This window comes from Pseudomonas sp. PDM17 (genome assembly GCF_014851985.1).
Lineage (GTDB): Bacteria > Pseudomonadota > Gammaproteobacteria > Pseudomonadales > Pseudomonadaceae > Pseudomonas.
This window is the reverse complement of sequence record NZ_JACVAT010000002.1, coordinates 244,146-267,011: the sequence shown is the minus strand read 5'-3', so window position 1 is coordinate 267,011 and position 22,866 is coordinate 244,146. Positions and strand designations below refer to the sequence as shown.

The 22,866-nt window shown below is 66.6% G+C and carries 18 protein-coding genes; 5 read left to right on the top strand and 13 right to left on the bottom strand.

Features of this window, described 5'->3' with window-relative positions; translation table 11 throughout:
• Positions 1 to 130 precede the first annotated feature (130 nt).
• Positions 131 to 1,210: a C45 family autoproteolytic acyltransferase/hydolase gene (locus IB256_RS07070; RefSeq protein ID WP_192401843.1), complete on the bottom strand. Its 1,080-nt coding sequence runs from the start codon at positions 1,208 to 1,210 to the stop codon at positions 131 to 133.
• Between the two features lie 58 nt (positions 1,211 to 1,268).
• Positions 1,269 to 3,005 (bottom strand): amidohydrolase, encoded by a 1,737-nt coding sequence (locus IB256_RS07065; RefSeq protein ID WP_192401841.1) that lies wholly within the window; start codon positions 3,003 to 3,005, stop codon positions 1,269 to 1,271.
• 119 nt (positions 3,006 to 3,124) lie between these two features.
• Between IB256_RS07065 and IB256_RS07060 the strand changes: the two genes are divergently transcribed.
• Complete coding sequence (locus IB256_RS07060) at positions 3,125 to 4,039, top strand: LysR family transcriptional regulator (protein WP_192295275.1); 915 nt, start codon at positions 3,125 to 3,127, stop codon at positions 4,037 to 4,039.
• Between the two features lie 169 nt (positions 4,040 to 4,208).
• Here the strand turns inward: IB256_RS07060 and IB256_RS07055 are convergent, their stop codons facing one another.
• Both IB256_RS07055 and IB256_RS07050 read right to left on the bottom strand, forming a co-directional pair.
• Complete coding sequence (locus tag IB256_RS07055; protein WP_192295274.1) at positions 4,209 to 5,681, bottom strand: aldehyde dehydrogenase family protein; 1,473 nt, start codon at positions 5,679 to 5,681, stop codon at positions 4,209 to 4,211.
• Positions 5,682 to 5,904: 223 nt separating this feature from the next.
• The gene (locus IB256_RS07050; RefSeq protein WP_225601688.1) at positions 5,905 to 6,645 is read right to left on the bottom strand and encodes a nuclear transport factor 2 family protein; all 741 of its coding nucleotides are present in this window, start codon (positions 6,643 to 6,645) and stop codon (positions 5,905 to 5,907) included.
• A gap of 254 nt (positions 6,646 to 6,899) precedes the next feature.
• Here IB256_RS07050 and IB256_RS07045 point away from each other — a divergent pair, with 254 nt between their 5' ends.
• The 3 genes from IB256_RS07045 to IB256_RS07035 all read left to right on the top strand — a co-directional run bounded on the left by IB256_RS07045 (position 6,900) and on the right by IB256_RS07035 (position 9,768).
• Positions 6,900 to 8,285 carry an NAD(P)/FAD-dependent oxidoreductase gene (locus tag IB256_RS07045; RefSeq protein WP_192401837.1) on the top strand — a complete coding sequence of 462 codons (1,386 nt, stop codon included), beginning with the start codon at positions 6,900 to 6,902 and terminating at the stop codon, positions 8,283 to 8,285.
• 11 nt (positions 8,286 to 8,296) lie between these two features.
• Positions 8,297 to 8,656 (top strand): cupin domain-containing protein, encoded by a 360-nt coding sequence (locus IB256_RS07040; RefSeq protein ID WP_192295271.1) that lies wholly within the window; start codon positions 8,297 to 8,299, stop codon positions 8,654 to 8,656.
• 287 nt (positions 8,657 to 8,943) lie between these two features.
• The gene (locus tag IB256_RS07035; protein ID WP_192295270.1) at positions 8,944 to 9,768 is read left to right on the top strand and encodes a lytic transglycosylase domain-containing protein; all 825 of its coding nucleotides are present in this window, start codon (positions 8,944 to 8,946) and stop codon (positions 9,766 to 9,768) included.
• Positions 9,769 to 10,024: 256 nt separating this feature from the next.
• On the opposite strand, the gene IB256_RS07030 is transcribed toward IB256_RS07035, so the two are convergent.
• The 6 genes from IB256_RS07030 to IB256_RS07005 form a co-directional block, all read right to left on the bottom strand.
• Positions 10,025 to 11,119, bottom strand: coding sequence for a hypothetical protein (locus tag IB256_RS07030; RefSeq protein ID WP_192295269.1), 1,095 nt, complete (start codon positions 11,117 to 11,119; stop codon positions 10,025 to 10,027).
• Positions 11,120 to 11,294: 175 nt separating this feature from the next.
• Entirely contained in the window at positions 11,295 to 12,446 is a 1,152-nt protein-coding gene (locus tag IB256_RS07025) for a M24 family metallopeptidase (RefSeq protein ID WP_192401835.1), read from the bottom strand.
• A gap of 88 nt (positions 12,447 to 12,534) precedes the next feature.
• Entirely contained in the window at positions 12,535 to 13,341 is an 807-nt protein-coding gene (locus IB256_RS07020; RefSeq protein ID WP_192295331.1) for an ABC transporter permease, read from the bottom strand.
• A gap of 26 nt (positions 13,342 to 13,367) precedes the next feature.
• Complete coding sequence (locus IB256_RS07015) at positions 13,368 to 14,219, bottom strand: ABC transporter permease (protein WP_192295267.1); 852 nt, start codon at positions 14,217 to 14,219, stop codon at positions 13,368 to 13,370.
• 1 nt (position 14,220) lies between these two features.
• Positions 14,221 to 15,354: an ABC transporter substrate-binding protein gene (locus IB256_RS07010; RefSeq protein WP_192295266.1), complete on the bottom strand. Its 1,134-nt coding sequence runs from the start codon at positions 15,352 to 15,354 to the stop codon at positions 14,221 to 14,223.
• A gap of 39 nt (positions 15,355 to 15,393) precedes the next feature.
• Complete coding sequence (locus tag IB256_RS07005; RefSeq protein ID WP_192401833.1) at positions 15,394 to 16,482, bottom strand: ABC transporter ATP-binding protein; 1,089 nt, start codon at positions 16,480 to 16,482, stop codon at positions 15,394 to 15,396.
• A gap of 153 nt (positions 16,483 to 16,635) precedes the next feature.
• Between IB256_RS07005 and IB256_RS07000 the strand changes: the two genes are divergently transcribed.
• A complete protein-coding gene (locus tag IB256_RS07000) occupies positions 16,636 to 17,529 on the top strand; it encodes a LysR substrate-binding domain-containing protein (protein WP_081516854.1) in 894 nt (297 codons plus the stop codon).
• Between the two features lie 270 nt (positions 17,530 to 17,799).
• On the opposite strand, the gene IB256_RS06995 is transcribed toward IB256_RS07000, so the two are convergent.
• The 3 genes from IB256_RS06995 to IB256_RS06985 all read right to left on the bottom strand — a co-directional run bounded on the left by IB256_RS06995 (position 17,800) and on the right by IB256_RS06985 (position 22,831).
• Positions 17,800 to 20,235 carry an efflux RND transporter permease subunit gene (locus tag IB256_RS06995; RefSeq protein ID WP_192295264.1) on the bottom strand — a complete coding sequence of 812 codons (2,436 nt, stop codon included), beginning with the start codon at positions 20,233 to 20,235 and terminating at the stop codon, positions 17,800 to 17,802.
• Positions 20,236 to 20,294: 59 nt separating this feature from the next.
• A complete protein-coding gene (locus IB256_RS06990; protein ID WP_192295263.1) occupies positions 20,295 to 21,371 on the bottom strand; it encodes a WD40/YVTN/BNR-like repeat-containing protein in 1,077 nt (358 codons plus the stop codon).
• 101 nt (positions 21,372 to 21,472) lie between these two features.
• Positions 21,473 to 22,831, bottom strand: coding sequence for a DUF1329 domain-containing protein (locus IB256_RS06985; protein ID WP_151186768.1), 1,359 nt, complete (start codon positions 22,829 to 22,831; stop codon positions 21,473 to 21,475).
• Positions 22,832 to 22,866 lie beyond the last annotated feature (35 nt).

Below are 22,866 nucleotides of genomic sequence, written 5' to 3'. Positions count from 1 at the left end.
CGGGCCGTTACGGGGCGTTGGTTTGGCAAGTGGTGATACGCAGGGCGCACAATCCAAAACGGGTTATCCGCCGTAGCTCGGCGGCGGATAACGCTGGCGCGTTATGCGCCCTACGACGGGAGGAGGAGCGTCAGAACCGCAGGAACCCCTCATCCGCCAGCTTCTTCGGCGTGCCGGCCACGTACTCCAGCGCGCAGCCAGTGGTATCCAGGCCGATGCTCAGCAGGGTTTCCCAGCGTTCGGTGTCCGGCTCGGACATGTCCGGGTGGAAGCACACCACCGCCTGGTCGCCGTCTGCGCCGCAGAAGGCGTCGGCGCGCTCGCGCAGGGCCTTGCCAGTCATACCGGAGGTGGCGGCCTTGAGGTGCTCCAGGCGCGCGTAGGTGGTGGACACGTCCGCGGTGCGCTCGCCCCAGCTCAACTCGCCGTCGAGGAAGTGGTTGGTGTGCAGCAGCCAGCCATCCTCGCGCGGCACCACCACGGCGGTGTGCGCCGGGCTCATCTCGATGCTGGCGACACGGGCACGGACGTCATTGCGGGTGAAGACGGTCAACACGGTGGACGCACTGACCCGCGCCGAGCGCGCCATGTCGATGGCCTCGGTAACGCTGGTGGCTTCTTCCAGCACGCGGCGGGCGATGGCATGCACCGGCACGCCGGCGCTGCCGTCGTCACTGGCGTGGTGCAGGATGTTGAAGTGCATGCCGAGCCCTGCGCTGTTCACGCCGATCTTGCCGAGCATGCCGAACTCGGTGAACAGCTTGGCGGTCAGGCCGGTGCTGCCGGTGAAGCCCAGCAGCAGGCCGTGGGGCACCAGGCTGTCGTGCCAGTCCCAGGTCTGCAGGCTGCGCGGGGCAGCCGCGCCCGCCGGGGCATAGACGGAGGTGGAGCACTCGCCTTCCACCGGTTGCTCGGGCATCACCGCGAGAATTTCGGTCCGCGCATTCAGCGCCGCCAGCTGCCACAGCGGCAGTCCGACGCCCAGGGCCAGGCCTTCGACTTCCCTGGCCAGGGCCGGGCACCAGTCGGCCAGCGCCGCGAGGCTGGCTTCGCCGATGGCGCGCGCCTTGTCCAACTCCACGCCGACGCGCGGGAAGAAGTCCAGGTACAGCGCCACGGTCTGGCGGATCTGCTCGGCGAAGGTTTCGCCGATCTGCCGGCCACGATGCAGCGGGTCGCGGATGTCGGTGGTGAAGGTATGAAGAATCACGGCAAGGCTCCTGCAATTGCTTTTTAAACGGGCCGGAGCGCGGAGCGCTCCGGTTGGATCAGAGTTTGTCGCCTGGACGACTATAGACTTCGCGGCCGGCGAACCAGGTCTTGAGCACCCGCGTGTCGCGCAGTGCTTCGGGCTTGACCGTGAACACGTCGCGGTCGAGCAGGATCAGGTCGGCCTGCTTGCCCGGCTTGAGCGAACCGATGCTCTGTTCCAGGCGCATGGTGCGCGCGGCATTGAGGGTGTAGGCCTGGAACATGGTCTGCCGGTCGATGTCCTCGGCGGCGTTGAGCACGCCCTTAGGGCCGACGCGCTGGATCGCCTGGTAGATGGCCTTCCAGGGATCAGGCGTGGTAATCGGCCAGTCGCTGGCGCCGGAAAGGGTCGCGCCGTTCTTCAGCAGCGAGCGCGCCGGGTACATGTGCAGGAAGGCCATGGCGCTGACGTAGGGCTTGACCAGGTCGACGCTGTTTTCGTCGGCCGCGGCCCAGTACAGCTGCATGGCGGCGATCACGTCGAGCGCCTTGAAGCGCGGGAAGTCCTTGGGGTTGACCATCTGCAGGTGGGTGATCGAATGCGGGATGCCGCTGTGGCGGTCCTTGCGTGCCTGCTCGATGCCGTTGAGCGACTCACGCACTGCGCGGTCACCGATGGCGTGGATGTGCACCAGCCAGCCGCGGGCGTCGGCTGCGCTGACCAGCTCGCCGAAATGTTTGGGGTCGATCAGCAGTTCGCCGTATTTTTTCGAGTTGCTGTAGGGCTCGAGCATCGCCGCGCTCTGCGCCGGCACCTCGGCCACACCGTCGGCGAATACCTTGATGCCCGGCAGCGTCAGGTTGGGAACATCGATGAATTGCTGGCGCACCTTGTCCAGCTCGTCGAGGTCGGCGGGGGTCGCCCTGGAGTCGGCCATCAGCAGGGCGGCGACGTGCGCGGTCAGCCCGCCCTCTTGCGCCAGCATCCTGTAAGCCGGAAGCACGCCGACGGAATCGTTGTGGATGTCGCCGCCGGGGTTCTCGTTCGCCAGGGGTTCCATCCAGGCGGTGATGCCCAGTTCGTGGTAATAGCTCTGGGCGCCCTTCAGGGCCTTGAGCAACTCGTCGTTGCTGGCCAGCGGCAGCAGCGCCTGCACCGGGTAGAGGCCGGCATCCACCAGGAAGCCGTTGGGCTTGCCATCGGCGCCGTGGCCGATAGTGGCCTGCTCCTCACCCTTGAGCGCCTTGACCTTGGCCGCGTCGATGCCGGCGAGGTCGAGCAACGCCTGATTGGCCCAGCCGGTGTGGTAATCGCCGCCGGCCAGGAGGATCGGCTGTTTCGCCCATTCACCCTGGTTGAAGCGCTGCTGCAACTCGCCGAGCTCGTCCCAGTAGGCCGTCGGCACACCGCCGACATAGAGGAACTGGCCACGCCGCGCACGGCCGTCGTCGCGCCACTGGCGCAGCTTGCTCTCGAACTCGGCGAGCGGCAGGTCCTGGTTGTCCAGGTTGGCCTGGAGCATCTGCAGGCCGCCCTTGACCAGGTGGGTGTGGGCGTCGATGAAACCGGGCATCAGCACCTGGCCGTGCAGATTGATGACCTCGGTCGCCGATTGCTGCAGCTTGAGGATCTGCGCGTCGGAGCCGACGGCGAGGATGCGACCGTTCTCCACCGCCACCGCCTGTTGCAGCGACTGGCCAGGTTCGGCGGTGTAGACCTTGCCGCCGTGGAAGATAAGGTCGGCGGCGGCCATAATTTCCATCGAGGAAAAAGCACAAGCCGCCGACACCAGCGCCGGAATCAGTAGTTTCATCGCAGAGCCTTCGTTATTGTTGATCTGTGACGAAGGTTAAGCAAAAGCCCCGGCGGCTTTAACACTGACTTCCCGCACAACTTCTGTTCCTGTCAGGAAGCAATACCAGGAAGCAATCCATGGACAAGATGACCGCCCTCACCATGTTCGTCGCCACCGCCGACCACGGCGGCTTCAGCCGCGCCGCCGAGCAGCTGGGCAAGACGCCATCAGCGATCACCAAAGGCGTGGCGCAGCTGGAAGCCGAACTGGGTCAGCGCCTGTTCGAGCGTACGACTAGACGTATGGCGCTGACCGAGGCTGGGCACATCTACCTGGACGGCGCGCGCTCGGCGCTGATGCAACTGCAACGCGCCAGCGAGGAAGTCGAGCAATTGCAGACCGAACTGCGCGGCAGCCTGCGCATCGTCTCACCGCCCTCCTTCGCCCCGGCCTTCTTCAACGCGGTGTGCTGCCGCTTCCTCCGCGAGCACCCGCAGGTGCGGCTGGAAGTGGACCTGCTGGACGAGTTCGTCGACCTGGTGGAAGGCGGCTACGACATCGCCCTGCGCGACGGCCCCATCGACCTGCCGGACGTGATCGCCCAGCCGCTGCTGGAGAACCGCCTGATGCTCTGCGCCAGCCCGAAGTACCTCGCGGAAAAGGGCCTGGACGTGACGCTGGAGAACTACGAGGAGCACGACTGGCTGATCTTCCGGCACCCGCTGCTGAACCGGAATTTCTGGTGGGTGCAGAGGGACGGCGAACGCATCCGCATCCGCCAGCCGGTGCCGCGCATCGCCAGCGACAACTACGACTTCCTGCTCTCGTGCCTGCTCGATGGCCAGGGGCTGCAGTTCCTCCCGCAATGGAGCGCACTGCCCTACCTGGAAAGCGGCGAACTGGTGGAACAGCTCCCCGACTGCTGGCGCGACCAGAGCGCCTTCGGGCCCTGGGTGCATGTGCTCTACCTGCCGCACCGCCGCAGCACGCGCAAGGTGCGGGTGTTCATCGACTACCTGCGCGAGCATCTGCAGGGGAAGGGGTTGGTCTGACAGCGCCTTGGTTTCACCGTATGAGCGCAACGTAGGATGGCGTGGAGCGCAGCGATACCCATCAATGCCTCACACCGGCAGCATGGGTATCGCTGCGCTCTACGCATCCTGCAGGAACTCAGTACGCGGAACGGGTTATCCGCTGCCTCATCACATCACCTGACTTGCCTTACTTGATGTACCAGCCCCACGGTTGGTCGCTGAGGTACTCGGTGACCTGCTTGGTCTCCAGGTAGTTGTCCAGCCCCCATACGCCCAGCTCGCGGCCGATGCCGCTCTGCTTGTAGCCACCCCACGGCGCCTGGGTGAAGGTCGGCTGCGAACAGTTGACCCAGACGATGCCAGCGCGCAGACCGCGGCTCACGCGCTGGCAACGCGCCGGGTCGGCGGACATCACCGCCGCTGCCAGGCCGAACTGGCTGTCGTTGGCCAGGCGCAGCGCCTCGGCTTCGTCCTTGAAGCGGCGCACGGCGAGGACCGGGCCGAAGATTTCCTCGCGCCAGACGGCGCTTTCCAGCGGTGCGTCGATGAACACTGTCGGTTCGACGAACCAGCCTTTCTCGCGATGGGCCGGACGCTTGCCGCCAGTGACCAGCTTCGCCCCATCGCGCACGCCAGCTTCGATGGCCTGCAACACCTTGGCGTGCTGGCCGGCGCTGACCAGCGGGCCGAGCAGCACGCCCGGCTCCAGGCCATTGCCGATGGTGATGCGGCGGGTCTCTTCCACCAGGCGCTCGATCAGCCGGTCGTGCAGGCCGTCCTGCACCAGCAGGCGCGATGTGGCGCTGCAGACCTGGCCCTGGTTCCAGAAAATGCCGAACAGGATCCACTCCACGGCTGCCTCGACATCCGCGTCATCGAAGACGATGAATGCCGACTTGCCGCCCAGCTCCAGGCTGACGTTCTTGATGTCCTGGGCCGCCGCCTGCATGATCGCGCGCCCGGTCGGCACGCTGCCGGTGAAGGCCAGCTTGTCCACGCCCGGATGCGCCGAGAGCGGCGAGCCGGCGTCACGGCCCAGGCCGGTGACCACGTTGAGCACGCCCTTGGGCAAGCCCACGGCATCAGCGGCAGCGGCCAGTTCCAGAGAAGTCAGCGGGGTCAGCTCAGAAGGCTTGAGCACGGCGGTACAACCAGCTGCCAGCGCCGGCGCGACCTTCCACGAAGCCATCAGCAGCGGGTAGTTCCACGGGATGATCTGCCCCGCCACGCCGACCGGCTCGCGCAGCACGCGGCAGGCGAAACGCTCGTCGGGCAAGGCGACCACTTCCCCCTCGTCATTCAGCCCTTCGGCCAGCTCGGCGTAGTAGTCGAAGCAGCCGATGGCGTCGTCGATATCCCACTGCGCCTCGGGCAGCGGCTTGCCGTTGTCCTGCACCTCCAGGCGGGCCAGGTCTTCGCGGCGGCCACGCAGGTTGTCGGCGATGGCGCGCAGGTAGCCGGCGCGTTCCTTGCCGCTGCTGCGACCCCACTCGCCCTCATCGAAAGCCCGACGCGCGGACTGCACGGCGCGATCCACGTCCTCGCCGGTGGCAGCGGCGACTTCGGTCAGCACGGTTTCGCTGGAGGGTTCGTACACCTCGAAGCGGCCGCCTTGCGCGGGTGCCTGCCATTGGCCATCGATATAGAGCTGGTCGCGCATGCGAAGGTCTCCTGAGCTTGTTGGAATGCTTGTGGGCCGAGCATAGGGAAATGGGCACGGGGTTGATAACGCGGGCGCCGTGCATGCGGGCACGCGCGGAGCGCGCCATGCGGGTACACGGCACCCCGTAGGATGGGTGGAGCGAAGCGATACCCATCGCCGGGGTCGCCTGCCTATTGATGGGTATCGCTTCGCTCCGCGCCATCCTATAAAAGCGATCCGCTCACGAAGTCGCCTTCTGCTCCAGATAGGCCTTGGGCGACAACCCCGTCTCCTCGCGGAAGCAGCGGTAGAAGGTCGACAACGAGCGGAACCCCGCTGCCCGCGCCAGCTCATCGATGCGCGTGACGCTGGTAGCGCCGTCGAGCTGGCCGAGCAGGTGGCGCAGCCGCAGCTGGTTCAGGTACTGGTAGAAGCTCAGCCCCAGTACCTGGTTGAGGAAGTAGGAAATCTGGTTGCGCGTGTAGCCGGTGGCCGCCGCGACCTGGGGCATGTCCAGATCGGGGTTGAGGAACGGCCGGGTCTGCTGGAAGTACTGCTGGATGTCGCCGCCGAGCAGGCTCAATTGCCGCGCGGAGAGCCCGAGGCGGCTGTCGGCCATGCGCGGCTGCGGCTCGCTGGCGGTTTTCTGCGGCTGGCCGACCAGGGCTGCGTGCTCGTTGACGCGGATGATCCGCCCGTCACGCACGGTGTAGGCCTCGGTGGCGCGGAAGGACACCAGCCCCTGGGTGCCACGCAGGGTCACCTGGTACTGCAGGAAGGCGGTGTCACCATCGACCCGCAGGCGGTCGGCGTAGACCTGCGACTCATCCCCTGCTGCGGGCATGCTGGTCTGCAGGTACTCGCGCAGTTCGTTCGGCGCGATCCGACGACCCTGGAAGAAATCGTTGTACTCCACTTGCGGGTCGAACAGCGCCATCAGCGCCTCGATGTCATGGCGGCGCCAGGCCTGGTGATACCGCATCACCACCGCATGGGTAACAGCGCTCGCCGGATCGGGCTGGTAGGTCGAGCCTTCGAGCGTGGCGCTCCAGCCCTGTTCTTCGCTCATGCTTCTGCGCTCATGGTTTTCCCCTGCCGGTCTTGGCCGGCTTTTGCTGCTCCGGGCGTGCCCGCAAAGAGCGGCAAGCCGTATGCCTGGGCACCCCGGAGCGATTACAAAACTCGGACGCGGCCCGAAGACCGCTTTTTCTTCCGACATTCTGCCGGAGTTTTCCGATGACATCCGCCCTTCTTGCGCACGCCACTCCCCGACCTTTCTGGCTCGACACTCTCGATCCCGCTCCCGCCGCACCGGCTCTGGAAGCGGATCGCCGCTTCGACCTGGTGGTGGTCGGCGGCGGCTTCACCGGTCTCTGGACCGCCCTGCACGCGCGCCTGCGCTGGCCCGGCGCAAACATCGCAGTGGTCGAGGCGCGTCGCTGCGGTGGCGAGGCCAGCGGGCGCAACGGTGGCTTCTGCGCGCCGAGTATTTCCCACGGCGTAGGCAATGCCCTTCGCCGCTGGCCGGAAGAAGCCGAAACCCTGGTACGCCTGGGCCGTCAGAACCTCGACGAGTTCGAGGCGGACCTGAAGCGCTTCGGCATGAACGTGGAGTTCGAGCGCCGCGGCAAGCTCAGCGTCGCCATGCAGCCCTGGCAGGTCGAAGGCCTGCGCGGCATGCAGAGCAACTACCAGCGCTTCGGCATCGACTGCGAGTGGCTCGAAGGCGCGGAACTGGCGCAGAAGCTCGACTCGCCGATGTACAAGGCCGGCGTTTTCGAGCCCAACTACGCGCTGCTCAACCCGGCGAAGATGGCCGCCGAGCTGCGCCGGGTATGCCTGGAGCAAGGTATCGAGCTGTTCGAGAACACTCCCGTGCACGAGCTGCACCAGCGCGGCGATCGCCTGATGCTGCGCTGCGATCGTGGCGAGCTGGAGGCCGGGCAGATCGCCCTGGCGACCAACATCGCACCACCGCTGCTCGACCACCTGAACTCCAGCGTGATCCCGGTGTACGACTACTCGCTGGTCACCCAGCCGCTCACCGACGACCAGCTGCGCGCCATCGGCTGGGTCGACCGCTACGGCATCGCCGATGCCGGCAACCAGTTCCACTACCTGCGCAAGACTGCCGACAACCGCATCCTCTGGGCCGGCTTCGACGCCATCTATCACTTCGGCAGCCGCCGCGACGAGGCCCTGACCCAGCGCCCGGAAAGCTTCCAGCGCCTGGCCGGACAGTTCCGCGAGGCCTTCCCGCAGCTCGGCCCGGTTGAGTTCAGCCATGCCTGGGGCGGCATCATCGACACCTCGGCGCGCACCACGCTGTTCACCGGCTGCGTGCTCGGCGGGCGCGTCGCCTATGCGCTGGGCTTCACCGGCCAGGGCGTGGCGGCCAGCCGCTTCGCTGCGCTGAACATGCTCGACCAACTGGGCGGCGAAAGCACTGAACGCACTCGACTGCGCATGACCTCGCAGAAGCCCTTCCCCTTCCCGCCTGAGCCGCTGCGCTACCTCGGCGTGCGCCTGGCCCAGCGTTCGCTGGCCAAGGAAGACCGCACCGGCCGCCGCGACCTGCTGCTCAAGACTTTCGATGCCTTCGGCATCGGTTTCGATTCCTGATGGAGAACCTCATGTCCACCCTGCCCCGCCACGTCATCGATTTCGCCAACCCCGACCTCGCCCCGCAGGAGCGCGAGATCAACGACCCGGCGATCGTCGATGCGCCGTACCAGAGCCGCAGCTGGCGGCACTTCAGCGCCTCGGAAAAGAACGCCATCGCCGGTATCTGGGAAGCCGGCGTGCACCTGGAACGCTGCGAGTGCGACTACGACGAGCTGTGCCACATCCTCGAAGGCAGCGTGCGCCTGACCGACGCCGATGGCGTGGCGAAGACCTTCGGGCCGGGGGATTCCTTCGTGGTCGCGGCGGGATTCAAGGGCACCTGGGAAAACCTCACGCCGGTGCGCAAGGTGTATTTCATTCTCGGTTGAGTTCGGCGTTGCAGGTGTTCGCGAGCAGGCTCGCTCCTACAAGGGGTGCCACACGCACTGCGTAGAAGCGAACTTGCTCGCGAATCTGCGGACCTGCACCGTAACCTGGTACGGCAGCCAGCCGTACGTCCCCCCAAGCTCCACAGCCGTTTGAAAGGGCTATAACTAGCGAAACGAAACGGCAGGTCGGCAGGTTCAACCCTGCCAAGACCACCCCTGATGGCTCTTCCCTTTACCCGGATCAGGCTTCTCCGGCCTGATCGGCGCCTGCAGCGCGGAGCGGTTTGATGAGTTCCAGAACCTGGCGATGGGCTCGCAGGAGCCTTCCTGGCTGCATCGGACTGGCGCTGCTGGCCGCTCCGTTCTACGCCAACGCCCTGTTCAAATGCCAGGCCCGCGACGGGACCGTCAGCCATACCAGCCACGCCGTTGCCGGCGCGCGCTGCACGCCTCAGAACGGTAAGACAAGCCAGACCAGCAAGTCGGGCGCGACTGCCGGTGCCAGGTCGAAAGCCTCGCCAGCGACCGAGCGCGGGGACGAGCCGGGCGCAGGGCGGGTTCGGGTGTACACCTTCGTCCACAAGGGCGTTCGCCAGTACGTGAGCCGTCGCCCGGTCGGGATCTCGGCACGGGTCGATGTGATCGATGTGTATTACATCAAGGGCTGCTACCTGTGCATGGCGCCGAAGGATTTCAACGTCGCCAACCTGCGCCTGGACACTCGCTCCTACCGGAGGGAAATCGAGTCGGCCTCGACGCGCTACGGCGTCGACCAGGCATTGGTCCGTGCGGTGATCCATGCCGAATCGGCGTTCCAGCCCAACGCGATTTCCATCGCCGGCGCCCAGGGTCTGATGCAGTTGATGCCCGACACCGCTGAGCGTTTCAATGTCAGCAACCCCTTCGATGCACGGCAGAACATCCGTGGCGGCGTGCGCTACCTGGCCTGGCTGCTCAAGCGCTTCAACGGCAATCAGCGGCTGGCGCTGGCCAGCTACAACGCCGGTGAAATGACCGTCGACAAGTACAACGGAATACCGCCCTACGCCGAGACGCAAACCTACGTCGCCCGCGTGCAGTCCCTGACCGAGCGCTATCGCAATCATCGCTAGCCAGTTGAATGTCGAGGTCAGAGAGAGTTCGTAGGATGGCGTGGAGCGCAGCGATACCCATCAGTTTCCTGCGCCATCCGCATGGGTATCGCTGCGCTCCACCCATCCTACAAAGAGCGCAGCGGCATGCCGGCCCGACTCGTAGGGCGCATGACCTGGAACAGGTTATCCGCCGGGCCTTCTGCGGCGGATAACGCTGGCGCGTTATCCGCCGCAGAAGGCGGTCAGCCCGGCGCGAACTGGGCGCGCCGGAGGCTCAGGCGAACTTCCATCCCGCCGTCGCCAGCCGCGTGTCCAGCGCGGCGAGGTCGGCTTCCACCCGCGCGGCCGGTTCCGGCATGTACGCCAGCGGGTCGGGCAGCGTGGACGGCTGGCCAAGGAAGCCTTCTGTCGCGGCATGCAGGCAATAGGCGCTGTAGGCCGGGTTGTAGCCGCCCTCCTGCACCACCAGCAGGCGCCCCTGGCAGAGCTCGTCGGCCAGCGCACGGGCGCGGCGGGCCAGGCGGTTGAAGCCCTGCATGGTCACCAGCTGGCGACCGTTGGGGTCGAACTGCGAGGCGTCCAGGCCGTTGGCGATGATCAGCAGGTCCGGCTTGAAGGCGCGCAGCGCCGGCTCGACGAAGCGGCTGAAAACCATCTCGTAGAGCTGGTCGCCCGAGCCCATGGGCAGCGGCAGGTTGAGGTTGCTGCCCAGCCCCGCGCCGTAGCCGCGCTCATCGGCCGCACCGCTCTGCGGGTGGCTTGGCCCCCAGGCGCCGTGGTCCATGTGCAGGGACACGGTGAATACCGAAGGATCGTCGTAGAAACCTTCCTGGGTGCCGTTGCCGTGGTGCACGTCCCAGTCGACGATGGCCACCCGCTCCAGCCCCGCCGCCTGCGCGGCGCGCGCGGCAACCCCGACGTTGTTGAAGAAGCAGTAGCCGTCGGCCATGGCCGGCGCAGCGTGGTGGCCCGGAGGGCGCACCAGGGCCATGGCCGGGTTGCCGGTCGCCAGCACGCTTTCCAGCGCCAGCAGGCTGGTGCCGGCGGCGGCCAGCAGGCCGGCGAGACTGCCGGCGGACATCAGCGTGGTGCTGCTGAAACGCTTGCCCTGGGCGTCCGCCGCGAAGATGCCGCGCAGGTAATCGGCATCGTGGAAGCGCAGCAGTTCCTCTTCGCTGGCATGTCGGCCTTCGTGCCAGTTCAACGAGCCGGCGACCGGCCCGCGCTGGAGGATGGCGCGCATGTTGAGCAGCCGGGGGTTGCTCTCCGGGTGCAGCAACTGCTCGGCCAGCAGGTCGCTGGGCGGCGCCTCGAACACGCCAGCGGCGGTGTCGTGGCGCAGCACGTCGTCGTGCCAGAAAATATCCATCGTGTGACTCATCAGAAACCCTCGGACTTCATCACTGCGCCCGCAGGCGCATACACGCTTCAATCAGGTTCATACGGGTTTGCATTCAGCTGGAGAACCAGGCGGGCGGCCGAAGACAGTGCTTTAGCACGGCAAGGCCGCCCAACGACGTTATACGGCTGAAGGCGAGCCCGTATCAGTCGATGATGGTGAGTTCCGGCGGTATCTCCGACAGGCTCGCCGAACCCTTCTCGCCGCACAGCACGGTGTCGCCGAGCTTGATGCCGAAGCCTTCGTTGTACAAGGACAGGTTGGGCTCGATGGAGAACGACATGTTCGGCTGGAACACGTGGTCGTCGGCCTCGTCCACCATCATCGCTTCCAGCCAGGTCGGCGGGTAGGCCAGGCCCAGGCTGTAGCCGATGCGGTGTACGCGGGTACGCGACAGGTCGATGCGGTCGAGGATCTGGTTGCACACGCGGTTGGCCTCGCCCACCGGGGTGCCCGGCTTGGCGATGTCGATGGCGGCGTTGAAGGCCTCGGTGAGCAGGGTCGCCACTTCCTTCACCCGCGGGCTGGGTTTGCCGATCACCGCGGTGCGCATGAGGATCGCGTGGTAGCGGTTGCACACGCCGGCGTGTTCAAGAATCACCACGTCGCCATGGCTGATGGTCTGACGGTGCGGCATCGCGTGGGTCATGGTGCTGCGACGGCCGGTGGCGCACATCGGGCTGATCGCCGAGTACTCGCTGCCGGCGCGGCCCAGGGCGTTGGCGACGATGCCCGCAACTTCCACCTCGGAGATGCCCGGACGCAGCGCTTCGAAGGCGGCCAGCATGCCCTGGTCGGCCATGCGTGCGGCGCTGCGCTGGTACTCGATTTCCTCGGCTGTCTTGATCAGGCGGTTCTCGGCGACCAGCGGGCCGGCGTCTTCGAAACGGGCTTCGGGCATGTAGCCCAGCAGCGCGTTGTACTGCGCCGGGGAGAAGGTCGAGGCGGTCATTTCCAGGCCGATGCGCGCCTGGGACAGGCCGGCCTGGGCGAGCACGTCGGCGACGATCTTCAGCGGGTCCTGCTTGGCGATGTCATAGAAGATCGCCTCGTTGATGCACGACAGCTCCCAGGTGCAGGGCTCCTCGCTGGTGCGGGTGAGGAACACAGGCTCCGCCAGCTTCGGCGAGATGATCAGCGCCTGGTACCAGAGGAAGCCCAGGCTGTCGAAGCCGGTCAGGTAGTTGATGTTGTCCGGGTAGTTGACCACCAGGGCATCCAGGCCACGATCGGCCATGCGGCGTTTGACGGCTTCGACGCGTTGACGGTAGGTGCGCGCGGGGAAAGCGGTAAGCATGGGGATTCCCTCCTCAGGGACAGGCAGGTGCTTTGCTACAGAGTGGTTGGGGTCGCCAGCGCGGCGACCGGATGTGAGTCGGGGTGGATCAGGACGGCGGTCGCTGTCGCTCCAGGTACATGCGTAGCAGCATCACCGCCAGGGTGAGGACGATCATCAGCGTGGACACGGCGGCGATCGCCGGGTCGAGGTTGTAGCGCAGGCCGTCCCAGATGCGCTTGGGCAGCGTCACCACGTTCAGGCCGCTGGTGAACAGGGTCACCACGACTTCTTCCCAGCTCATCACGAAGCCCATGAAGAAGCCGCCGAGAATGCCGCCGCGCACGTTGGGCAGCAGCACGTGCCAGAGCGTCGGCCAGAGCCCGGCTCCGAGCGAGCGCGAGGCCTTGTACAGGCTCAGGTCGAGCCGCGCGTAGGCCACCAGCATGGCGATCACCGAGTACGGCAGCGCCATCAGCAGGTGGCCGAAGCCGACGCCCAGCAGGTTGTCGAGGATGCCCAGGCGCGCGTCGAGGTAATAGATCGACATCGCCGAGACCACCTGCGGGACGATCATCGGTAGCAGCACGATCAGCGTCAGCGCGGTGCGGAAGCGCCGCTGCAGCCAGATGCCGGTGGCAAACAGGAAGGCCAGCGCCGTGGACAGCGCACCGACCACCAGCGCCAGACCCAGGCTCTGCAGGATCGACAGCAGCCACGCGCCGTCGAACAGCGTTGCGTAGTGGCGCAGCGACCAGCCGCCGTCCGGGAAGGCCAGGTAGCGCTGGTTGCCGAACGACAGCGGCACGATCACCAGGATCGGCAGCAGCAGGAACAGCGCGGACAGCACCAGCGCGGTCCAGGACAGCCAGCGCCCCAGCGCCGGGCTTGGCAGCTGCGGCTTTTTCACTGGCATGGCGGAGAGATAGGTTCCCTGCGGAGTCACAGCTCAGTCCTCCCGAGCAGGCGGCGGTAGCCGATGAGTTGTCCGAACAGCAACGCGCAGCCCACCACCAGCAGCATCAGCACAATGCTCAGCGCCGCACCCAGGCCCCAGTTGGAGAGCTGGAACATCTGCACGTAGATGTACTCGGCGAGCATCGCGGCCTTGCCGCCGCCCAGCAGCGCCGGGGTGACGAAGCAGCCGAGGCTGAACACGAAGACGATGGCGGACGCGGCGACCACGCCCGGCAAGGTCAGCGGGATGAAGACGTCCTTGAGCGTCTGCCAGTGGCTCGCACCCAGGCTGCTGGAAGCGCGCAGCAGGCTGTCGTCCACCTGCTTCAGCGAAGACAGCAGCGGCAGCACCGCATACGGCACCATGAAGTGCACCATGCCGATCAGCGCGCCCAGTTCGTTGCGCACCAGCGGCGGCGGCGCGTCGAACCAGCCGGTGGCCATCAGGCCCTGGCTGACCAGCCCACCGTTGCGCAGCAGCACCAGCCAGGCGAAGGCACGGATCAGCATCGACAGCCAGAACGGCAGCAGCACGAACAGCTCGATCAGCTGCCGGCCGCGCGGCGTCGCGAAGCGCCAGCGGTAGGCGATCAGGTAGGCGATGGCGACGCTGATCGCGGTGGTCAGCAGGCAGATGCGCAGGGTGCGCCAGATCACTGCCTGCAGGTTGGCGTTGTCGGCGATGGCCGCATAGTTCTGCGTGCCCCACTCCGGCAGGCTGAAGCTCCAGCCGAGCACGCCGAGGGTCGGCAACAGGTAGCCGACTACGACGAGCACAGGCAGGGGCAGGATCAGCAGGCCGTAGACCGGCAGCACGCCCGGTGCGAAACGTCGCATCTCAGCCACCGATCAGCGCGAGGTAGCGCTCCAGGGTTTCGCCGTAGTGTTCGGCGTGCCACTTGTTGTTCAGCGACACCTGCTTCTTCAGGTTGTCCGGTGCAGTGGGGTTGATCGCCTGCAGCTGGGCGCTGAGCAGGTCGTTGGCCGCAAGGTTCACCGGGCCCATGTTGTAGACCTCCATGAGCTTGGCCTGCACCTCGGGGCGCAGCGCGTAGGCGATGAAGTCCATGGCCGCCTTGGCGCCGGCCGGGTTGCCCTTGGGCACCATCCATACCGAGGGCGAGACGATGCCGCCGTCGAAGCTCCAGTCGATCTTGCCGGCGGTGTCGTTCTTCACCAGTTCGGCGCGGGTGTGCCACATCTGCGCCATGCTCACCTCGCCATCGCGGATCAGCTGCTGCGACTCGGCGCCGGTGGACCAGTGGGTGGCAATGTGCGGCAGCAGCTCCTCGATCTTGCGCAGCGCGCGGTCCACGTCCAGCGGGTAGAGCTGTTCCGGCGGCACGCCATCGGCCAGCAGCGCGCATTCGAGGTTGGCGCTCATCCACTTGTAGAGGGTGCGCTTGCCCGGGTACTTCTTCACGTCCCAGAAGTCGGCCCAGGACTTGGGCGGGTTCTTGCCGAACTGCTCGTGGTCGTAGCCGATCACGTAGCTGTAGGTGTAGTTGGCGAGGCCGAAGTCATGCACGTCGCCGTAGCCGATCAGTGATCTGTCGACGATGCCGAAGTCGATGGGGGTGAGGAACTTGTCCTTGCCCAGCCGGTAGGACGAATACATCTCGCCGTCGCACACGTCCCAGCGCACCGCGCCGCTGCTCACCTGGGTCTTCAGCGCGCCCTCGGTGGGGCCGCTGCCGTCGACTTTGAGGGTCAGCCCGGAAGCCTGGTCGAAGCCGCCGAAGCTCTTCTCGAAGGCCGGCACCGCATCACCGCCCCAGTTGGCCAGCACCAGGTTGCCGCCGGCTGCGAAGGCCCGGCCGCCGGCGCCGAACGGCAGCGCACTGGCGGCGGCGAGCAGCAGCAGGCTGCGGTTGAAATCGCGGCGGCTGATGCCGGCGCGCTCGCCCTTCTGGGCGGCGATTTCGATGGCGTCTTCGATGAAGCCTTGGCCTGCTTTTACAGAGTCGCTCATGTGATTGCTCCCCGATCGTTTGTTTTCGTTATGGGTTTGTCAGGCGGACAACAGGTGGCAGTGCTGCGGCGACCAGCTGCACCAGTAGCGCTGGCCGCCGCGCAGGCTGCCCAGCAGCGGGTGCGACACCGGCAGGCGCAGGTCGAGGCGATCGCCCTGCTCCAGGGTCAGTTCGAGATTGACGTGGGCGCCCTGGTAGGTCGCAGGACCCGCGGTGGCGCATAGCCCGTTGTCGCGGCCGGCGTCCTGCAGCGGGCGCAGGTCGATGTGTTCCGGGCGCACCGCCAGCCAGCTCTTGCCGCTCTTTCCGCCCTGGCCGGCATTGGGCGTATTGGCCACGCGCAGGTGCTGGCCACGGAAATCGCAGAGCGTGGCTCCGGCCTCGTGCCGCACCACGCCGACCTCCAGCAGGTTGGTGTCGCCGAGGAAGTTGGCGACGAAACGGCTGGCCGGGCGCTCGTAGACCTCGCGCGGGGTGCCGACCTGTTCCAGGCGGCCCTTGTTGAACACGGCGATGCGGTCGGACAGAGCCAGGGCTTCTTCCTGGTCGTGGGTGACGAAGACGAACGTCGTGCCGAAGTCCTTGTGCATGCGCGCCAGCTCGCCTTGCATCTCCTGGCGCAGGCGGCGGTCGAGGGCAGACAGCGGCTCGTCGAGCAGCAGCAATTTCGGCTTGAACACCAGCGCCCGCGCCAGCGCCACGCGCTGCTGCTGGCCGCCGGAGAGCTGGCTGATGCCCCGCCCACCCATGCCGGCGAGGCCGACGCGTTCCAGCACCTCGGCGACCCGGCGTTCGATCTCCGCACCCGGCACCTTGCGGATACGCAGCGGGTAAGCGACGTTCTGCGCCACGCTCATGTGCGGGAACAGCGCGTAGCCCTGGAACACCACGCCGAATTCGCGCTGGTCGGGGGACAGGTGGGTGATGTCGCGGCCGTCCTGCTCGATGCGCCCTTCGCTGGGTTCGACGAAGCCGGCGAGCATCATCAGCGTGGTGCTCTTGCCCGAGCCGGATGGGCCCAGCAGCGTGAGGAATTCGCCCTGGCGGATGCTCAGGCTGAGGTCGCTCAGGACCTGCAGGTTGCCGTAGCGCTTGCCCAGGCCGAGCAAGTCGACGAAATGCTGCATGGCGGATCTCCAGCCGTTTTTTCTTGTTGATCGGTGTTGGCTTGGGGCCGTTTGGGTATTGGCTTGAGGCAATCTTCTGTGCAAATTTAACTAACGACAATTCAATAGATTTCCGTCTTAATCGTTAGTCAAATTCACGAAAGAAGGTCCTTCATGCGTCAGAACAGTGCGTTTCGCATGCCCTCGCTCATCGCCCTGCGCGCTTTCGAGGCGCTGGTCCGCCAGGGCAGCATCAGCCGTGCGGCGCTGGAGTTGCACGTCACCCACGGGGCGGTCAGCCACCAGGTGAAGAAGCTCGAGGAAGAACTGGGCATGGCGCTGGTGGAGCGTCAGGGCAAGGGCGTCAAGCTGACCCCGGCCGGGCGCCAGCTGAGCCAGCAGATCAGCAGTGCCTTCGACCAGCTGCGCGACATCCGCCGCGCGCTGCCCACCGAAGAGCCCGCCGGCGAACTGCGAATCGCCTGCGCCCCGGCGCTCCTGGCACGGGTGTCATCGCTGCTGGAGAAATTCCTGCGCAACTACCAGGAGGTCGCCCTGCACCTGCTGCCAATGAGCAGCGACCTGGGCCAGGTAGACATGGTGATTTCCTTTGGCGAGACGCACATCGAAGGCCAGCGCTTCGCCGCACTGGGAGATATCCGCTACTTCCCGGTGTGCAGCCCGCGCCTGCTCAACACCCAGGAACACCTGCGCAAACCCCGCGACCTGGCGCGCCAGGTGCTGCTGCATGAGGACGACGGCTTCGACTGGAGCCGCTACTTCCTCGCTGCTGGCGTGCCCGGCCTGCAGGCACGGCAGAACGTCTTCCTGCCCGACGCCTACCTGACCATCCGCGCCGCCCTGGCCGGCGGCGGCGTGACCATCAGCGACCACATCCTCGCCGGCGAGGAGCTGCATCAGGGACGGTTGGTGCGCCTGTTCGACATCGACTTCCCGGCGCCCCACCCCTACTTCCTGATCATCCCTCCCCATGGCAACCAGGCGCTGGCGCGGGAATTCGCCGATTGGCTGCTGCATGAGCTGGAGGCGATTCCGGCTTTTGACTGAGGGATCTCGTCTTTCACAGAAGCGTCCGGAGGAACACTTCGTAGGATGGCGTGGAGCGCAGCGATACCCATCGATTCCGTACGGCGACAGCATGGGTATCGCTGCGCTCCACCCATCCTACGTTCGAGGCTTGCCTGTTGCTTCTTTAGGACCGTAGGGCGGATAACGCGCCAGCGTTATCCGCCGTCGTGGGAGCGGCGGATAACCCGTTCCGGGTTATGCACCCTACGGGGGCACCTGAGCGCGACGGTGGGCGCGCCCAGGGCTGGCTCAGAGCTTCTTCCCGCCCAGCAGGAAGTGTGACAGCGCCGGAATCAGGATCAGCGCTCCGAGCATGTTCCACAGGAACATGAAGGTCAGCAGAATCCCCATGTCGGCCTGGAACTTGATCGGCGACCAGGCCCAGGTGATGACGCCCGCCGCCAGGGTCACGCCGACCAGCGCGACGACCTTGCCGGTGAAAGCCACGGCCTGCTTGTAAGCCACCGACAACGGCAACCCGGCGCGTTGCATCTGTAGCTGCACGCTGAGCAGGTACAACGCGTAGTCCACCCCGATCCCCACGCCCAGCGCGATCACCGGCAGCGTGGCGACCTTCACGCCAATGCCCATCATCACCATCAGCGCCTCGCAGAGGATCGAGGTGAGCACCAGCGGCAGCAGCGCCACCAGGGTCGCGCGCCAGCTGCGGAAGGTGATCAGGCAGAAGATGCCCACCGCTGCGTAGACGTAGAACAGCATGCGGTGGTTGGCCTCGCGCACCACGCGGTTGGTCGCCGCCTCGATCCCGGCGCTGCCGGCGGCCAGCAGGAACTGGCGGTCCGGCGTGCTGTTGGCGCGGGCGAAGCTCTCGGCGATGCCGGCCACTTCATCGAGGGTCTGCGCCTTGTGGTCCTTGAGGAAGGCGATCACCGGCATCAGCGAGCATTCGGTGTTGAACAGCTCCGGGGTGTTCACCGAGGCCTGCTGGGCGGCGTAGTTGAGCACGTCCTGGTTGCGCTGCAGGCTGGCGAACTTGGGGTTTCCCTCGTAGGTGCCGGCGGTGATCTGCCGTACCGCGGTGACCAGCGAAGTGGTCGCCTGCACGCCTTCGTGCTGTTGCAGCGCCCAGCCCAGGCGGTCGGCGAGGATCAGCGTGCGGTAGTTCAGGCAGCCTTCCGGCGCGGTCTTCACCATCACCGCGAAGAGGTCGCTGGAGAGTGCGTAGTGGCTGGTGATGTAGGCGTTGTCACGGTTGTAGCGCGAGTCGGCGCGCAGCTCCGGAGCGCCGGCGTCGAGGTCGCCGATCTGCAGGTGCTGGCTGACCATCAGCCCACCGGCACCCAGCAGCGCGGCGATGATCAGGGTGATGCTGGCCCAGCGGCGCTCGGTGAAGCGGTCCAGCAGGTCCCACAGCTTGCCCAGGCCGGCATGCTGGTCCACCTGGCGATCCTCGCGCAGGGCACGCGCTGCGGCCTTCGGGCTGACGCCGACGTAGGACAGCGCCACCGGCATCATCAGCAGCGAGGTGAAGATCAGCACCGCCACGCCGATGCTGGCGGCGATGGCCAGGTCCTGGATCACCGGGATGTCGATCAGCATCAGCACGGCGAAACCCACGGCGTCCGACAGCAGCGCGGTGACGCCGGCCAGGAACAGGCGGCGGAAGGTGTTACGCGCGGCCACCTGCTTGTGGGTGCCACGGCCGATGTCCTGCATGATGCCGTTCATCTTCTGGGTGGCGTGAGACACGCCGATGGCGAAGATCAGGAACGGCACCAGGATCGAATACGGATCCAGCGCGTAGCCCAGCCAGGCCACCAGCCCGAGCTGCCAGACCACCGCCAGCAGCGAGCAGCCGATCACCAGCAGACTGCTGCGCAGGCAGCGGGTGTAGAAGAAGATGATGACGAAGGCGGTGACCACCGCCAGGCCGAAGAACAACATCACCCGCACCAGGCCGTCGATCAGGTCGCCCACCAGCTTGGCGAAGCCGATCACGTGCAGGCGCACCGGGCCCTTGCCCTCCTCGCCGGCGGCGAAGGCGCGGGCGTCACCCAGGTACTCGTACTTCAGGCGCAGGTCGTCGAGGGCGCGGGAGAATTCGCGGTAGTCGATGCCCTTGCCGGTGGCCGAGTCGCGGTCCAGCAGCGGCACCACCAGCATGCTCGAACGGAAGTCGTTGCCCACCAGGCTGCCGACGATGCCGGCGCGGGCGATGTTCTGGCGCAGCTGAGCAATGGACTCGGGTTTGCCGTCGTAGCCGTCGGGCATCACCGGGCCGCCCTGGAAGCCTTCCTCGGTGACCTCGGTCCAGCGCACCGCCGGCGACCACAGCGATTTCATCCAGGCACGGTCGACGCCGTGGCTGAGGAACAGCTGGTCGCTGATCTGCCGCAGGCTGTCGATATAGGCCGGGTCGAAGATGTCGCCGTTGGGGTTCTCCACCACCACCCGCACCGAGTTGCCCAGGCCACGCAGCGCGGCGCGGTTGTCCAGGTAATTGCGGATATAGGGATCGCTGTGCGGGATCATCTTCTCGAAGGCCGGACGCATCTCCAGACGCGTCACGGCCATGTAGCCCAGCACCAGGGTGACCAGCGCGATCAGGGCGATGAACAGCGCGCGGTGGTTGAACACCAGGCGCTCCAGCAGGTTGCCGCTGTGGGTGTCAAAGTCCCGCAGTTCGCGGACTACAGGCATCTCGCCTTGCTTCAGGTCGACCATGAGGCTGTCTCTCTATCTCTTGTTCTTATGGTTCTTGAACGGGTGAAACACCGGTGCGCTCAGCGCACCGGCATCGCGTTCTCGCGTACGCCGCGAGCGCCGACCAGCAGCAGGCGGCCGGGGCCGGCCACGGCGCCGCTGACAGGCAGTCGCTCGGCCAGGTCCAGGGCTTTGAAGCTCGCGCCGCTGTCATCGCTGACCAGGCCCTGGCCGGCCTGGCTGAACAGGTACAGCCGGCCGTTGGCGTCGAAGCTGGCGGCGGTCAGGCTGACCGGCAGGCCCGTGTCCACGGTTTTCCAGCTTTCGCCGCCGTCGAGGCTGCGGATCGCGTGGCCGCGCAGGCCGTAGGCGAACACCAGGCCCGGCCGCGCGACCACACCGAAGAAGCTGCCGGCGTAGGGCGACTGCAGGGCGACGAAGCGCTGCTGTTGGCCCTCCTGTTGATGGGAAAGGCGCAACAGCAGGCCCTGCTCGCCGACGACGAACAGGTCATCACCGCTGGCCGCCATGGCGGTCAGGTGCAGTGCCTGCGGGTTGTCGATGCGGTGGTTCCAGGGCTCCCACGTACGCCCGCCGTCACTGGTGTGCAGGATCAGGTTGAAGGCGCCGACCACGAAGCCTTCCTTCGCGTCGCGGAACCACAGGTCGAGGAACGGCTTGTCGGCGCCCTCCTCCTGGTACCGGCGCGCCTGGTCCAGCCAGGTGGCGTTGTCCGGCTGCGGGTGGGCGGCGTAGTAGTCGAGCATCAGCTGGCCGATCTGCCGGCCGTCGAGCTGGCGCTCCCAGTGCTTGCCGCCGTCGGCGCTGTGCAGCACCACCCCGTCGTGGCCCACCGCCCAACCGTCCTGCGGCGTGGGGAAGCGCACGGCGGTGAGGTCGGAGCTGACCGGCACCTCGGCCTGCAGCCAGCTGGTGCCGCCGTCATCGGAATAGAGGATGTGGCCGCGCTGGCCAACGCTCACCAGGCGCTTGTCGACGCGGGTGACGGCCAGCAGCGGCGCGCGGCAGGGAACGGCGCTGTGGGGCGCCGGCTGGTCGAGCACGTCGACGAACGTGTCGGCCTTCTCGCCGGCTTGAGCGCCGCCCGCCAGAAGCAAGGCGCCAAGGAGCATCAGGCGCTTGAAGGGGATCTGCATGGTGCTTTCCTCGCAACTCTCTTCGCATCTTTTCCGGCAGCATTCGCTGCAGGAGCCGCGGCGACCCCGCCTGGCATCAAGCCGGGCCGCCGCGTCCCGGGTCAGCGAATGCCGCTACCGGCCAGCGCCTCGGGGGACCACTGGGTCTTGGCCAGCGGGTCGATGTAGCTGATGCCGCCGTACGGGCCGACGACGCCGTTGATGTTGTAGGAGCCGGCAGTCAGGTCGTAGATCATGAACGGCGTGGCGTCCGGGATGCGCTTGTCGTAGCTCTGGCTGAGGAAGGCGAAGGAGCCGCGATAGAGTTGGCCACGGGCGTCGTACTGGTCAGAGGCCACGGCCACCCAGCTGTCTTCATCGAGGTAGAAGCGACGCTTGGCGTAGATGTGCCGCGCGCCGGACTTCAGGGTGCCTTCGACGACCCACACGCGGTGCTTCTCCCAGCGCACATAGTCCGGCGACAGGTGGTTGGGCGTGACCACCGGCTTGATGTCGCTGGCGTAGGTCAGGCGGTAGGTGTTGTAGGGCACGATCATTTCCTGCTTGCCCACCAGCTTCCAGTCATAGCGGTCCAGCGCACCGTTGAAGACGAACACGTCGTCGTAGGTGCCGGCGCCGGCCATGCCGGGGTTCGGGGTGTCATAGGCCAGGTTCGGTGCCAGCTTCACGCGGCGCTGGCCGGGCAGGTACTGCCAGGCGCGGCGCGGCTGCTGCAGCGGGTTGGCGGCGTCCTTGAGCATCATCGCCTCGCCGGCGCGGCGGGCCGGGCCGCTGTAGTACAGCTTCATCTGGTAGTAGACCTCGGAGCCCTTCACCGGCTGGGTGAGGTCTTCGTACACCGGGTAGTTGATGAAGGCCTGGCCGGTAGTGGCGAGGTTGGCGCTGCCGGAGGCATCGACGTTCCAGGAGTCGTACTTGGCCTTGATGTTCACGCCCTGGTAGCGCAGCAGGAAGTTCCACATCGCCTCGGCGCCGGTCTTCGGAATCGGGAACGGCACGCCCGGCAAGGCGTTGTCGATGGCGGTGCCGCCTTCCAGGGACTGCGCGGTGACGGCGTTCTTTTTGCTGTTCTCCAGCACGGTGTCCGGCAGCGCGGCGCTGCGGTGGGTCGGGTAGACGTCGACGCGGAAGGTCGGATAACGCTTGGCCAGCTCGACGGTGGTGGCCGACAACTGGTTCTTGTACTGGTCGACGTTCTTGCCGTCGATCACCAGCACCGGCTTGTCGCTGGCGAACGGGTCCGGACGCATGCTGTCGCCGGCCTTGAAGCTGGCCGGGGCAGTGGTCAGGCCACCGGCATAGGCGGGAATCGCGCCATCGCTGCTGGCGGCTTTCTCGGCGCCGACCAGAGTCAGGGTGCTGCCCAGCTGGGCGGCGTCCTGCGGGGAAACGGCGGCCTGGGCCAGACCGCAGAGGGTCAGGCCGAGGGCGGTGGCGATCAGGGTGGGCTTGAAGTTCATGCTGTTTTTCTCCTGCTTCGGGAGCGAAGCCTGGG

Excerpts from the sequence above, each read along its gene's own strand:
- IB256_RS07065 (WP_192401841.1), bottom strand. The coding sequence starts at position 3,005 with ATGAAACTACTGATTCCGGCGCTGGTGTCGGCGGCTTGTGCTTTTTCC.
- IB256_RS07060 (WP_192295275.1), top strand. The coding sequence starts at position 3,125 with ATGGACAAGATGACCGCCCTCACCATGTTCGTCGCCACCGCCGACCAC.
- IB256_RS07055 (WP_192295274.1), bottom strand. The coding sequence starts at position 5,681 with ATGCGCGACCAGCTCTATATCGATGGCCAATGGCAGGCACCCGCGCAA.
- IB256_RS07050 (WP_225601688.1), bottom strand. The coding sequence starts at position 6,645 with ATGCGGTATCACCAGGCCTGGCGCCGCCATGACATCGAGGCGCTGATG.
- IB256_RS07045 (WP_192401837.1), top strand. The coding sequence starts at position 6,900 with ATGACATCCGCCCTTCTTGCGCACGCCACTCCCCGACCTTTCTGGCTC.
- IB256_RS07040 (WP_192295271.1), top strand. The coding sequence starts at position 8,297 with ATGTCCACCCTGCCCCGCCACGTCATCGATTTCGCCAACCCCGACCTC.
- IB256_RS07035 (WP_192295270.1), top strand. The coding sequence starts at position 8,944 with ATGAGTTCCAGAACCTGGCGATGGGCTCGCAGGAGCCTTCCTGGCTGC.
- IB256_RS07030 (WP_192295269.1), bottom strand. The coding sequence starts at position 11,119 with ATGGATATTTTCTGGCACGACGACGTGCTGCGCCACGACACCGCCGCT.
- IB256_RS07025 (WP_192401835.1), bottom strand. The coding sequence starts at position 12,446 with ATGCTTACCGCTTTCCCCGCGCGCACCTACCGTCAACGCGTCGAAGCC.
- IB256_RS07020 (WP_192295331.1), bottom strand. The coding sequence starts at position 13,341 with ATGCCAGTGAAAAAGCCGCAGCTGCCAAGCCCGGCGCTGGGGCGCTGG.
- IB256_RS07015 (WP_192295267.1), bottom strand. The coding sequence starts at position 14,219 with ATGCGACGTTTCGCACCGGGCGTGCTGCCGGTCTACGGCCTGCTGATC.
- IB256_RS07010 (WP_192295266.1), bottom strand. The coding sequence starts at position 15,354 with ATGAGCGACTCTGTAAAAGCAGGCCAAGGCTTCATCGAAGACGCCATC.
- IB256_RS07005 (WP_192401833.1), bottom strand. The coding sequence starts at position 16,482 with ATGCAGCATTTCGTCGACTTGCTCGGCCTGGGCAAGCGCTACGGCAAC.
- IB256_RS07000 (WP_081516854.1), top strand. The coding sequence starts at position 16,636 with ATGCGTCAGAACAGTGCGTTTCGCATGCCCTCGCTCATCGCCCTGCGC.
- IB256_RS06995 (WP_192295264.1), bottom strand. The coding sequence starts at position 20,235 with ATGGTCGACCTGAAGCAAGGCGAGATGCCTGTAGTCCGCGAACTGCGG.
- IB256_RS06990 (WP_192295263.1), bottom strand. The coding sequence starts at position 21,371 with ATGCAGATCCCCTTCAAGCGCCTGATGCTCCTTGGCGCCTTGCTTCTG.
- IB256_RS06985 (WP_151186768.1), bottom strand. The coding sequence starts at position 22,831 with ATGAACTTCAAGCCCACCCTGATCGCCACCGCCCTCGGCCTGACCCTC.